The organism is Vibrio gelatinilyticus (genome assembly GCF_022836845.1).
Lineage (GTDB): Bacteria > Pseudomonadota > Gammaproteobacteria > Enterobacterales > Vibrionaceae > Vibrio > Vibrio gelatinilyticus.
In genome coordinates this window covers 79,625-92,925 of record NZ_JAJNNZ010000006.1, presented here as the reverse complement: position 1 = coordinate 92,925, position 13,301 = coordinate 79,625, and the positions used below count along the sequence as shown (strand labels likewise).

Genomic DNA, 13,301 nt, shown 5'->3' with positions numbered 1-13,301 from the left:
TGACTTGAACGCCTTTGCTTGCGCGTCTGGAATGGCCGAGATTATGTTGTACTCGGCCTTTTCCTTTTGTCACAGAGCACCGATTTTACTTAAATTAGGTAAGTGTGATTCCACAATGCCTACAGTGCGCCTCCGATTGGCACGAAATACACCAATACTGACCATGCACCTACCCAGCCAATGACAACGAGCATGTCAAGCCAATCTTTATTCCACATGCTAACTCCTTGTACTGTTGATTGTATAAGTCTACGTAAGTGGACTTACCAGATCGAGAACAGTTCATAAATCGGCAAAACTTACGCCAAACTATGGAATTAACATCGCATTTTCGTAGGTAGCTGATTGTTCGAAGGTTTTAGGGTTATCTGCTAAGAATTCGATAAAGCAATCAGCCATTGACAATGCCGTGACTTCTCCTGCGTCCTGCATGTTTAGGATAGCATCATAACCTTCTTTACCTTTCATGGTGTAAGCACTTGAAGTGCCCGTATAAACTCTATGGCTCACCACAAACTCCCAACCGAACTCTCCCATTATTTTCAAATTTAAAATACGAGAACCCAACGGGGCGTGACGGTCGTACTTGAAGTCCAAATGATAACAATAGGGGTAACTCCCTGAGCCCGTTCCAGCAACGCCATTGCTAATGGCGTTGTTAATCGCCCCTTCTAAAATGGTGGCAATGTGATGACCTTGTATCTTGTATACACCGATGGGAACGGCAAAAGGCAATATTTTTCCTGCAATGTCTGCCAGTGACACTTGCCCTGCATTTAACGAGTTTCGGACTCCACCAGCATTGTGTATGGCAAAATCTGGGGCGTAACCTCGATTGGCCATTGCATAATAGAACGATTTCGCAACCAAAGGGGCAATTACGCTCCCACCTTGCTCATCGGGTATGCGAATATGCCTAGCTGGAGAGGTTAAGAAAGCAACTTGTTGCGCTTGCAATTGACGCACTTTCGGCTGATATTTATTTTGAATAATTGACTGTATATACGGATCTTTCTTGCAGACAACAACATTCCCATGATTATGAATGGTTGCTAAAACGTTACGGCGTATATGATCCTCTACCGTTTCCGATAAAGAAGCATCTACAAAAAATCTGCGACCAATCAAGATTTCATTTTTACCTTCACATTGCTGCACAATCCCATGTTCATCAAAGGTAAGTTCACAATGCCCTAATGTTAACGCATGATAACCTGCCTGTACGACAACGGTTTGATTAACCCTAACGCCATATACGTCGCGCGATGTCACACCGAGTTTAGAAAAATCCCCTTGCAATACATGGCTATGTCCGCCAACGATTACACTAATACCTTGCACTTCACCGGCAAGACGTAGGTCGCCTTCATAACCAAGGTGACTAAGAAGAATAATCTTATTGATACCCTCTTGGTGTATCTTATCTATGGTATTACGCGCTGTTTCTAGAGCATTGACAAAAGGTGTATCTATATCTGGGTTAGCAATATCTGCCATCAAATCAAGTGATAGACCAAAGATGGCAATGCGTTCTCCGTCTATGTCTCTGACAATATACTTTGCACTTCGGGTTTCATCATCAAAGCTGTAGATGTTATTCAAATTTCTCAATGGGTTAAGTTTGTCTTTATACTCGTTACTTAAATCCCAGTTCCCAGCCAACAAAGGGAAATTAATCTGGCGCACAAACTGGCCAACTGGATCATTACCCATGTCTAGTTCATGATTGCCCAGCGCCATAGCGTCAATACTTAGTGCATTAAGTAATTCAGCATTGGCTTTGCCTTTAAACAGAGAGAAATATAGTGTGCCCTGGAAACAGTCTCCAGCATGAAGAAACAGAAAACCTTGATTTTTAGCCAACGCATTGGCTTTCAATTGTTGAGCACGTGACGCTAAGCGTGCAAAGCCGCCAACACTAACGAAAGGAGAATATACCTGGTTTTCGACCTCGATACGGAATTGATAAGAAGTCGGCTCAAAATAAGAATGGGTATCATTGATATGGGCTAATGTAATGGTCAGTGTTTTGTTCTCTGTCATATTTTCTTCTCGTTTCATTCCCTTTATCCTAGCCCCTGTTTTATGACATTTGTATTAATTTGATGAAATCAAGTGAGAAGTATACAGGTCTTTAAGAGAGATATATCACGTTTTGTTTCGTTATAGGCACAATAATCTATGAGGTTCTTATCGTTATTACGATTGATTTCGCTCCGTTTTTTTAAAGTTTCGTATAATTGAACTATTGGCCGTTCTAACGTGTACATCCTGTATTGCGTCAAAATTGGGGGGCAATATGAAGCTTGAACGTATTGATGTTTCTGGTTTTCGGGGGATTAAACGCTTAGCTCTCTCTTTTGATGAGCTCACCACCCTTATCGGAGAAAATACTTGGGGTAAGTCTTCTTTGCTTGATGCGCTGAGTGTAGTGTTGCCATCAAATGGCTTTCCATACCAATTTTTAATGACCGATTTTCATGTCGATCATTCTATTTCACACCCACAATCTCGTCACCTTCAGATCATTCTCAGCTTTGTCACAACAGAGAAAAATGAAATACATGCTGGCCGCTATCGCAAACTAAAGCCCATTTGGCAATTAGACGAGTATGGCAATCATCGATTTTACTACCGGATAAGTGCTACGCTCGAAGGGTATGAACCGATAACTCGCTACACCTTTCTCGATCTTGAAGGTAATCCTTTAAAATTGCATCACTCTGAAAAATTGGCTCAAGAGCTCATGAGCTTACACCCGGTGATTAGACTGAGGGACTCGAGGCGTTTTAATCGCCCCTTTGAGAATGGAAATGGCGTCAATTCAAATATCGAGAAAAGAATAAACAATACTTGCCGTCGCCTGCTGGCCGTACCGGGTCATGTGAACAAAGGTGAAATGAAGTCCAGTTTAAACGCTATGCGTGCATTAGTTGAGCACTACTTTTCTTTTCGCAGCCAATCAAGAACACTTCCAAATCAACTGCGTGATGGTATTTTTTACAGTCGTCCACAAGGTGATCAAAATCTCACCCAAGTAATTGATGAAACCAAAAACCATCAAACTCGCTTGTTGTTACTCGGACTATTGAATGCCTATTTGCAAGCAAAAGGCCCTAATGATTTACGTCGTTGTGCAAGACCTATATTGCTATTAGAAGACCCCGAAGGTCGATTGCATCCGACACATCTATCTAGAGCCTGGAGCCTGTTGCAAATGTTGCCCATGCAAAAAATCCTCACCACGAACAGCAGTGACTTGCTTAGTGCAGTGCCCATTCAGTCTATTCGACGTTTGGTAAGGCAATCTGACCGAACCATTGCTACAAACCTCTCTACAAAAAACTTATCTCACGACGAGCTAAGACGAATTGGCTTTCATATTCGTTTTCACCGCTCTCGCGCATTATTCGCTCGTTGCTGGTTATTGGTCGAAGGAGAAACTGAGGTCTGGCTCTTTAATGAGCTCGCCAATCTTTGTGGTTATAATCTGGCGGCAGAGGGCGTTCAAATCATAGAGTTTGCACAATCAGGATTAAAATCACTTATCAAGGTGGCTAAGACCTTTGGGATAGATTGGCACGTTGTTACCGACGGAGATGCAGCAGGTAAAAAGTACGCGGCAACGGTTGTGCATCAGCTAGGCAACGAACACCCAAGACATCACTTAACTGAACTGCCAGATAGAGATATCGAGCATTTTCTCTACGCTCACGGGTTCGAACTCTTTTTTAAAGACTTGGTAAAAATCCCTCATGACCAACCTATTCCTCCTAAAAAAGTAATAATAAGGGTTCTAAAGAAATTTGCTAAGCCTGATCTCGCCCTTGCGATCGTTGGCTATTGCGAAGAACAAGGGGTCGAGCAAGTACCGTTATTGATCCGATGGATTTTGAAGCGCGTCATTACAATGGCCAATGGCAATACTTAAAGCACCTTTCCGGTGCTATCAAATAAATTGATTGTCGATTTCAAGCCATTTAACTGTTGGAAGGTTCGCTTACCGTTGATGCTGTGTTGGCATTGCTTAACATCGCACTTAACCACAAACCGCTCGATTTCATGCTAAAGCCAAACAAACCACCCAACATCAGTGAAGGGGCGACGATTTGCCAATCACCGTTTGCCGCAAATGTCGCGCACGCGCCTATAAACGTTCCAGGAATGTACGCTAGCCAGCTTCGCTTCGCCTGAATACACATCATAAAGGACACAATCGCTGTCATAATATAGCCGACAATTTCAGCGTCAAACATTGAACTGCTCTTAATAATAACCAGAGCCCATGCAACACCAGATAAATTAGTCATCATGCTTTTCGCCAAGCCTTTGGGCCCATCACTAGGTGAAGCAAAAAAGCTGGTACAACCAAGAAACCCGGCCCACGACAACAGGCCCAGCGAGATGGATAACCAGCCCCAGAGCCCTGAAAGAACACCAGTAGTAAGGGAAATTGCGATGAGAGGGTTCATAGTCGTGCCCATTTACTGTTCAATTTATGCACATAGACTAAATGAGTTCGCCCTCTAAAACCGAGGCGTGGCTCGCAAAATCAAATGCAATACTGCAACAAATTGGACGTAAAAGTGATCTACATCACCCTATAATGTAGGTTTGCCCTTCATCATTCTCATACCTTCCCTTTTTACGCATTCAACCAACGGATTTTCAGCCATATCGGCACGCCAGATAAATGATAACGTTCTTTCCATTTTCAGTTCTGGTACGTTTAACGCTACGAGTGACCCAGATTCAATAAAGCGTTCGATGTCTAAGTACGGCAAACATGTCAAATATTGACCATTAGCAACCATGCTACGCAGTACAGGGACATGCTCATATTCCCGCCATACATCCAGATCAGCGATGAGATGGTGGATTGAGCTATCAAAAATCATTCTCGTACCTGAACCGTGTTCTCGTAGAACCCACTTTGCTTGTTCAAGTTGAGACAAGCTTACTTTTTCTCTACGAGCAAAAGGGTGGTGCGCAGATGCTACGACCATTAAGTGGTCACGGCACCAAACGTCTTGATGAATGCGATTGTCATCACAACGACCTTCAATAATACCGAGATCATATTTGTAATCTAATACACCTTCGATAACTGAATCGGTACTCTGAACACCCAACGAAACGCGCATTTCTGGGAAATCGTTATCTATTGCACTAATTAAGTCTGGAACAAGATGTTCGCCAGGTGTTTGGCTTGCACCCAATTTAAGTTCGCCACTGAGTAGATGTTGTTCATAAAATCCCATTTCGATCTGTTGCGCATCTTGCAATAACCGTTTGGCTTTGGGGCGTAACCAAACTCCCCAATGCGTTAGGGCCATCTGTTTTCCTTGCCGTTCAAACAAAGGACGTCCCAACATTTTTTCTAATTGTGCTAAAGACATACTGGTTGCCGATTGAGTCAATGCCATCTTCTCTGCGGCTTGACTAACACTTCCTGAATCAGCGACCGCATCGAATACTGCCAACTGTTTTAATGAGTACCGCACTAAGATTCCCCTGCCGTTTAGTTCGTAATTACTTGAAGGTGCAAGACTCTGTTTTCGTTCTTAATATGAGTGAAGTACCACGCATCGATTTGCACATGGTTCATTTTACCTAGTGTAAAGGTGTTATCAATAAAATTGATTCATATTTTCAAAATTATCAATTTTACGAGTACCACTGAAACGTCATATTCTGATTTTGAAGCAAGGCATGGGGCCTAGCTCTCGCCAACGAGTTAAGGAGTTAATCAATGAGCGAGAATCAAAACAATCAGACTTTTAAGGAATAGCTATGTCGTCAACACACGCCAACGATCGTCTGCTGTTTTCTCCAACAGAAATGATGGCAGAAGCAGAAAAATTCGCACTGAGTAAAGCGAAGAAAACCAATTCGATGACGATGAGCCTCGCCATTATGGCTGGTGCTTTTATTGGCCTTGCGTTTCTCTTTTACATTACGGTGACGACGGGCAGCGCGGACGCAGGATGGGGACTCAGTCGTTTGGCTGGAGGTTTAGCGTTTAGCATGGGACTCATCATGATTGTTATTTGTGGTGGAGAGCTGTTCACCAGCTCGGTTCTATCAAGCATATCATGGGCCAACAAGCAGATTACTTTCTCAAAGATGTTAGCGATATGGGGAAAAGTCTACGTTGGTAATTTTATAGGCGCGATGTTTCTGCTCGTTATGGTTTCTGCAGCGGGTCTTTATCAAATGGACAACGGCCAGTGGGGTCTCAACGCACTGAACATTGCACAGCACAAATTGCATCACACTTGGGTTCAGGCTTTTGCTTTGGGCGTCTTGTGTAACCTATTGGTATGTCTCGCCATTTGGCTGACGTTTAGCTCAGCCAACGCCATGACAAAAGCAGCCATGACCATACTGCCAGTGGCTATGTTTGTCAGTAGTGGCTTTGAGCACTGCGTCGCCAATATGTTTATGGTTCCTTTGGGTATCACTATTCAGATGTTTGCCGGGCCTGACTTTTGGACAAGCATTGGGACCAATGCAGGTCAGTACTCAGATCTAACGCCCTGGCATTTTGTAAGCAGCAACCTTATCCCTGTAACTTTAGGGAACATCATTGGTGGCGCAGTACTTGTTGGCTTAGCGAACTGGAGTATTTACCGCCGACCACAACTAAAAGCAACAAACGTTACAGCTATTACCACTACAACTACTATATCGTCAGTCAAGGAGTCACCTATGAACAACAACATCGCAATTAAAGAAATCATGAACACTCAACCTACAACGCTAAGCGTTGAAATGCCAACGTCTGTCGCACTAGATACTCTACTGGATCACAATCTAACTAGTGCACCAGTAATAGATATTGAAGGGCGCTTGGTTGGTTTCTTTTCAGTACATGATGTCATGGTAGACTTGTGGTGTCAGGACTATATCCCTGAATCGGGCCAGAAGGTTGTCGATTTGATGAGTCGTGATGTAGTTGCTATTGATGCTAGTGAAAGACTTGTCGATGTTGCTGAATTCCTGTGTATTGACAAAGAGAAGTTGTACCCAACATCTTCTATGGGAATTGCGACCAGTTTTACTACCTTGTCTTTAGAAGAACGCGCTAAATCTATGAAAGTGAGTAAACCTCACGTGTTACCCGTTCTTGATGGTGGGACTTTGGTAGGAACACTGTCACGAGCGAATGTGATGTCTGCTTTACGTCCTATCTACGGTGAACGATTGAACATTGTTGAAAATGAACTAGCAAGTGCTTAACTCTATAAAACCATAAATTACATTTATGTAAATAACAACACCCCGAGGTCTGAAGTGACCCTCGGGGCGTTGTTATTTTACGTAACTATGATGGTTTACTTTTTCACACCTTCAACATGTAATTCCATGTCTACATAGCTTGATGCACCCATGACTGCGATGTTGAAATCTGCCAACTCTAGACGCGTTGTTCCGTAAAAACCAGCACGTTGCCCACCCCAAGGGTCTTGACCTGCTCCAATGAATTCAGCACTTATCACGATAGGTTTAGTCACACCATGAAGGGTTAAATTGCCGTCAATATTAAGCATTCCGTCACCGGCATCTGACACCTTGGTACTTTCAAATACCGCTTCACCATATTTGCCTGCATCAATAAAATCTGAGCTACGAATATGTTTGTCACGCTCAGCATGGTTAGAATCCAAACTCGTCGTATCCACACTCACCTTCACAGATGAAGCAGAAACATTTTCGGGTTCATAGCTAAACTCACCGTTGAAGGTATTGAAGCGGCCCTTAATAAAGGCATAACCGAGATGACTAACCTTAAAGTTGATAGAGGCGTGAGCACCCTTAGTGTCAATAACGTAGTCGGTAGCCATCGCGCCAAAAGGCATCAACATCGCCGCCGTCAGTCCTGTTGTTATTAGTAGTTTTTTCATTTCACAGCTCCTAGCATTTTTTTAAGGGTGTTGTCTTTATTAATAAAGTGGTGTTTCAACGCGGCCAAGGCATGAAGTGCCGATAACGCTATCACAGCCCAGCCACAGTAATAATGAATTTCGCCAGCGACATCGGATTGGTTTGCAAATAATTCACCCATTGCTGGCACAGTAAACCAACCGAATACTTCTATTCCTCGCCCATCTGAGGTTGAAATAAGGTAGCCAGATACAAACAAGCCAAATAACAACAGATACAACGTATGATGAGCCATTGTTGCGGCTTTCATCTCGAACCTAGAACCTTCAACTCTCGGTTCCGCCGAAAGGGCTTTCCAGACCAATCTAAAAATGGTTGCTGCAGCGAGAATCAACCCTATTGATTTATGCCACTGCGGAGCTGTTTTGTACCACTCACTGTAGTAAGACAAATCAACCATCCACAACCCGACGCCAAAAAGGCTAAAAACGGTTAACGCGGAGATCCAATGCAGCGTGCGTGAAATAAGGTTGTAGTTTCGAACAGGTGAACTCATTTATACATCCATCATTTGAGTTGATAACTATTTGCGATAGTAACAATGTCGTTTCGAATTAAACACATTATTTACAATCTTTGACAAATCTTCGAGGTGGCGTTTTAGAATGTCATGTTCAAGTTTTTTGAAGAAGCCTCGCGGCTGGTTACAACCACCGGTTCTTTAGTAATCGCTCTCTTTTTCTATTTCAAACAACTCATCTGTGATATCAAGAAGCCTTTTATCTATCACTGTTTTGGCATCCGCTAGCCCCTGATTATAAAAGGCGGGCCCTAACGTTTTGATCAGATGGTCAAGTAGAAACTCAACATCAAACTGGCCGACCTCTACTTCCATTTCGTCCTGGAAATATTCTTGAAGGCCATGGACAATCTGTGTTCTTTGTTTGTTGCTAAACATATTTTCACCATTTAAGTTAGTTGTTTGCCCTAAGCAAAACACAGTGTACTTGCCCCTCAGCAAGTTCTCTAGACAGTTAAGGTTTACTGATATTAGTTATCAACATTTACATCCGTTTTCTGTCACCGTTTGACGCTACGCTCGACTTAATTCATCCTTTTTGTCTTCAACTAAATAGGCTAACTGAGGAGCCAGTCTCATAATCAGAGTTACTTTACAAATTCAGTTTCATTTATGAGGTTGATTGCTTAAAATAATAGAAGTTCTACTAGGAAAACATCATGGATGAAGGATACCAAGAACGTATAACGTTTTTGTTGAAGAGTACTCAATGCACTACTGGTGAATTGGCTCATGCAATCGGTAAAGGAAAAGCGACCATCAGTCGTTACCTGAGCAAGGGAAACAATCGCACTTACCCGACGATCGAAGATCTGGTTAAGATAGCTGCCTTTTTCGATGTTCAGCCACATTGGCTTTGCTTTGGTATTGGAGACCAAGCTACGCCAGCCGAGGCGCTTAACCAAGCCACAAAAAACGACGCCTCTTTAATTAAGGTGTACAGACGAAACGATGTTCCTGATTTAATAGAGTCAGGCACGGCCACAAGCCACGTTAAAGTTCCGGTTCCTTGTGAATACTCTGACTGCTTTGGCGTTTTTTACCCAATTAGCAGTACCGTTACTTATAAGTGGGATTGCATTGCGATCGTTAATCGCAAAGAATCGTGGAACAACGATGACATCGTGTTAGCTCGTCTGCCTGGAAACCCAATTCCAGACTTTTTCACACTCGTTAAAGTTGGTACGACAATTCACGTATGGTACGGTGACGATACGTCCAAAAACGCTATCGAACATGTTGATGACGACAATATTGAGATCATTGGTGTCGTTAGTTGGGGTACATGGAAAAAACGCAATTAAATATACTTCGCTGTTTATTTATGTATATTGATGGAGATGGAATTTGTTACTTGATTTGGTTATTCACAGCATCACTGGATTTCAATCTGATTGTTTAAAGCTTTGTGAAAGACACTACCCTGCTGTTCATAATCGCGGTATGAAAGGCCACCACCTCAGTCTAGCATTCGCTAAACGACTTAGTCATACACAGCAGCAGTTTGGTCACATGACCGAAATGGAAGCAATAGACACGATCAAAGTTCATGAATTTCCTCATCACTATCGAATAACATCTGAATTAGGATCTGTATGGGTGCTAACCCACCATTTGGTAAACGCGAGTAAACACAGCCGAGATAGCTTAATGCTCGATGTTGATGAGTGGTTGAGTGAATATGCCTTTGCAATTCAACCCAGTGATCTTTTGGTCCTAATCAGTGACCATTGGATCTCTCGTAGCGTCCACAGCAAAGAGTTGATGCACTGGTGGACAGGTGAAATGCCGGATGATTTGGAAGACTACGTGCGACAAGGAATTGTTCTTCATGAAAGTCATTCTCAATTCGCGCAAACATTGTACCAACGATTTTCTCTCAGCCCCTGCTTCATACAATACGGCCATCCTTTGAAACGTTCATCCAATCAAGAACTCGTTCGTAAGTATGTTCAGCTTTACGCCGTGATTCAAAAACAGTGAATAGCCACTAATTTGACTCAAATGCACTAATCAGCTCATGGCTGTCATTCTCTGTTCATATTGAACCCGCATATTTGCTTTTTAGACTTTACTCGAAGACTCCGTGAAAAGACTTAAACGATATCAATATGAAAAATACGCTGTCCTGTGTAACCTAGCTTACCCACGAGTGTTTCGACAAACCCAATACGGGTTCGATCCTAACGGTCAACGAATTATTGCTAATCGGTTTGGCAAAACGATCATTAGAGTTCTATGGAGTAAACACCAGCAAGAAGCCATTATTGTGATTAAAGGATCGCACAGCCTATGGGACTGGATTGGCACCTTTGCGATGTGGCAACGTCGTTGTAAGCCTTTGTTACTCCCCTATCGAATTCATGCTGGTTTCATGGCATTGCTTTCACAAGAAAGTCGTCCGTCTCACAAAGATGATACGTTGGGGCAGACGGTATTTGAGAAAACCATACGGATCAGTGAAGAACTGATTAGAAAAGGCAAGCGGATCACCGTTACAGGTCACTCTTCTGGAGGGGCGATTGGGTGCATTATTGCTGATGCACTTGAACACCGCTTTCCAAAATCCATCAAAAGGGTCGTGACATTTGGTCAACCCGCTGTCGGCGGATGGCAGTTTAAGAAGTCTTATAAACTTCACCATAAGACCTATCGTATTTGTTGTGATATTGATATCGTGACGTTTCTGCCTCCTCTACCTTTTTATTACTGGCATGTAGGGAAAATGCTATGGTTATACAATGGACGTATATACGAAAATACACCGACTCTTGAGCGCTTAATACGTTCGTTGTTTTCATGGTTTTTGCGACCGTTCTCCTATCATTTAATGAGCAAATACATCAGAAACAAAGTTTTCTTTGATGAACATTAAATGTTTCATAGTAACGAGATACTTCTCAAATTTTAGAGATATTTTTAAGTCGCTCGTTTCGCTAGATAATAGAAAACGAGTCTATTTTTAATAATATAAAAGACACAATGGGCTAGCTAAACTCGCCAAAAATTGATGCAAACTATTGAATAGATTAACTAATAATTTATCAAGTGAAAAGCAACACACCCAATTTTGTATACTTGAAACTTGTGTAGAACATTACTCTCAAGACGAATTGGACAAATTTCAATCAACCATTTGGTTTGACTTTTTATGCTAGAAAGCGAATATTATAATTCATTACTGGGTAAAGATTAGTATTAACAGAATTACGTTACGATGCTTTTAAAAGATAAATCTGATTTTCAACGCTGCATATATATTGGCCAAGATGGTTGCTTTTCTGCGCGCTATAAAAACCTTGTGTTAAGTAGCGTTTATCAACCTGTCTTTAGTCGTAATAACAAGGTCGTTGGTATCGAAGCTCTTGTTCGCATCAAGGACAATCGCGGAAACAGTGTCCCGCCGAATGTTTTTTTCCAGCCGCAGAATTACTCCGTGACAGATCAGCTAAACGTTGATCGTTTGAGTCGAGCAATTCATATCAGAAACTTCAGTTTATCTGCATTTCATAACCATCTTCTTTTCTTAAATTTTTTGCCAATTTCTAGTGAGCAACTTGCCCGTGATGGCGTTGATACTTCTTTGCTTTGTAATAGGTTAAAAGAGTTACAAGTTTGCAATAAACGTGTCGTAATTGAACTTCTAGAGCTCGATGCGAAAGAAGAAGAAACCTTTTGTCGTGCTTCTAATAAACTCAGAGAGTCCAAGTTTCTTGTTGCCATTGATGATTACGGATGCGATGCCTCAACAGATAAACGGGTTACAGCTATTCAGCCAAACTTGGTGAAATTTGACCGTTCACTGCTTTTAGAGTTTATGAGAGGTGAAGAAAAAAGACTGACGGATGGTCTTGCATTAGCAAAAAGCTGCCATGCCCTCACTGTCATCGAAGGCATTGAAACGGAGGCTCAACTTGAAGCGATGAAAGCTATCGGCTTCGATCTCTATCAAGGTTACTATTTGGCACTACCAAGCGCTATTGAGCCCGTTATCCAGCAATGTGTGTCCTAATTAGAAACGTTTACCTAGCATAAACGTCACGCCTTGCCTTGTTTTTCCGTCTTGCATCATTACTGATGCTTCCCAATTGTCGACAAACTCCTTTTGCATCCCGACCATAGTTGACCAACGACTTGATGTTTGCGTGGCACTAAACTTTATATCACCGAGATCCCCTCTTAGCTTCTTTTGGTAATCTTGGTATTGACCACCAATAACCACCCTCCATCCTGTCTCACCAATATTAAGCCCAAGCAACGGTGTAATGACTAGAGCATCTAGACTCACTCCCACGCCGGAAACCGATGTTTGTATGTATTGCGCGTCGACTGTTGCGAACATATTGCGATGTCCAAACGCCAGACTGGTTCCCAATGCTGTAATAGTGCTTGTCGTCGCCAACCCATTGACTTCAAGCTTGCTCAAATTACCATTTTGAAAATCAGCTAAACCAAGAGAGATATTCGAAGACGTGACCGCTTTTCCTATCATGGCATTAACCCCCCAAAAAGGAAGTATCCAGACATCGCCGCGCAGTGCCACGATACTTGTCATATTGGTTGTTTGACTTTCACCATTAGGAAGTAGATCGTTCACAGACTCACCATCAACTTTAAAGTCGCCAAGATGCATAAGATCTTCTTGCTGGTGCGTGAACAATGAAATTCCGATCGGTTTGGGTAACGTGATCCCCATATCTCGCACTCTATCGCCAAAAAAAGGCAATGTCCGCCCATAATCTTCATCGATTTCTGGCGCTGGTGCTGCAATTACAGTAAAGGATATTGCACATATTAATGCGCATAGGTAATAAGAGGAGATGTGCTTCACGGA

At 42.4% G+C, this 13,301-nt stretch carries 13 protein-coding genes; 6 read left to right on the top strand and 7 right to left on the bottom strand.

The features are described from left to right. Positions 1-309: 309 nt before the first annotated feature. Positions 310-2,061 (bottom strand): bifunctional metallophosphatase/5'-nucleotidase, encoded by a 1,752-nt coding sequence (locus LNL84_RS09675; RefSeq protein WP_425244298.1) that lies wholly within the window; start codon positions 2,059-2,061, stop codon positions 310-312. A gap of 238 nt (positions 2,062-2,299) precedes the next feature. On the opposite strand from LNL84_RS09675, the gene LNL84_RS09670 reads away from it, so the two are divergent. Then, positions 2,300-3,931 carry an ATP-dependent endonuclease gene (locus LNL84_RS09670; RefSeq protein WP_244357034.1) on the top strand — a complete coding sequence of 544 codons (1,632 nt, stop codon included), beginning with the start codon at positions 2,300-2,302 and terminating at the stop codon, positions 3,929-3,931. 49 nt (positions 3,932-3,980) lie between these two features. On the opposite strand, the gene LNL84_RS09665 is transcribed toward LNL84_RS09670, so the two are convergent. Together LNL84_RS09665 and LNL84_RS09660 are read right to left on the bottom strand one after the other, a co-directional pair. After that, complete coding sequence (locus tag LNL84_RS09665) at positions 3,981-4,472, bottom strand: DUF1097 domain-containing protein (RefSeq protein WP_244357033.1); 492 nt, start codon at positions 4,470-4,472, stop codon at positions 3,981-3,983. Between the two features lie 129 nt (positions 4,473-4,601). Further along, positions 4,602-5,504 carry a LysR substrate-binding domain-containing protein gene (locus LNL84_RS09660; protein WP_244357032.1) on the bottom strand — a complete coding sequence of 301 codons (903 nt, stop codon included), beginning with the start codon at positions 5,502-5,504 and terminating at the stop codon, positions 4,602-4,604. Positions 5,505-5,793: 289 nt separating this feature from the next. Between LNL84_RS09660 and focA the strand changes: the two genes are divergently transcribed. Then, positions 5,794-7,242 (top strand): formate transporter FocA, encoded by a 1,449-nt coding sequence (gene focA, locus LNL84_RS09655; protein WP_244357031.1) that lies wholly within the window; start codon positions 5,794-5,796, stop codon positions 7,240-7,242. 95 nt (positions 7,243-7,337) lie between these two features. On the opposite strand, the gene LNL84_RS09650 is transcribed toward focA, so the two are convergent. The 3 genes from LNL84_RS09650 to LNL84_RS09640 all read right to left on the bottom strand — a co-directional run bounded on the left by LNL84_RS09650 (position 7,338) and on the right by LNL84_RS09640 (position 8,845). After that, positions 7,338-7,907, bottom strand: a complete 570-nt coding sequence (locus LNL84_RS09650; RefSeq protein WP_244357030.1) for a YceI family protein — start codon at positions 7,905-7,907, stop codon at positions 7,338-7,340. Next, the gene (locus tag LNL84_RS09645) at positions 7,904-8,443 is read right to left on the bottom strand and encodes a cytochrome b (protein WP_244357028.1); all 540 of its coding nucleotides are present in this window, start codon (positions 8,441-8,443) and stop codon (positions 7,904-7,906) included. The genes LNL84_RS09650 and LNL84_RS09645 overlap by 4 nt, the downstream gene beginning before the upstream one ends. Before the next feature lie 165 nt (positions 8,444-8,608). Next, positions 8,609-8,845 (bottom strand): DUF2164 domain-containing protein, encoded by a 237-nt coding sequence (locus tag LNL84_RS09640; RefSeq protein ID WP_244357026.1) that lies wholly within the window; start codon positions 8,843-8,845, stop codon positions 8,609-8,611. A 281-nt stretch (positions 8,846-9,126) separates the two neighbouring features. On the opposite strand from LNL84_RS09640, the gene LNL84_RS09635 reads away from it, so the two are divergent. The 4 genes from LNL84_RS09635 to LNL84_RS09620 all read left to right on the top strand — a co-directional run bounded on the left by LNL84_RS09635 (position 9,127) and on the right by LNL84_RS09620 (position 12,479). After that, a complete protein-coding gene (locus LNL84_RS09635; RefSeq protein WP_244357025.1) occupies positions 9,127-9,771 on the top strand; it encodes a helix-turn-helix domain-containing protein in 645 nt (214 codons plus the stop codon). A 43-nt stretch (positions 9,772-9,814) separates the two neighbouring features. Then, positions 9,815-10,450 carry a hypothetical protein gene (locus LNL84_RS09630; protein WP_244357024.1) on the top strand — a complete coding sequence of 212 codons (636 nt, stop codon included), beginning with the start codon at positions 9,815-9,817 and terminating at the stop codon, positions 10,448-10,450. Positions 10,451-10,553: 103 nt separating this feature from the next. Further along, the gene (locus LNL84_RS09625; protein WP_244357023.1) at positions 10,554-11,342 is read left to right on the top strand and encodes a lipase family protein; all 789 of its coding nucleotides are present in this window, start codon (positions 10,554-10,556) and stop codon (positions 11,340-11,342) included. Positions 11,343-11,684: 342 nt separating this feature from the next. Continuing rightward, on the top strand, positions 11,685-12,479 hold the full coding sequence (locus LNL84_RS09620; protein WP_244357021.1) for an EAL domain-containing protein: 795 nt from the start codon (positions 11,685-11,687) through the stop codon (positions 12,477-12,479). Here LNL84_RS09620 and LNL84_RS09615 read toward each other — a convergent pair whose 3' ends face one another. After that, entirely contained in the window at positions 12,480-13,298 is an 819-nt protein-coding gene (locus tag LNL84_RS09615; protein ID WP_244357020.1) for a hypothetical protein, read from the bottom strand. It lies immediately after the preceding gene. Between the last annotated feature and the right edge of the window lie 3 nt (positions 13,299-13,301).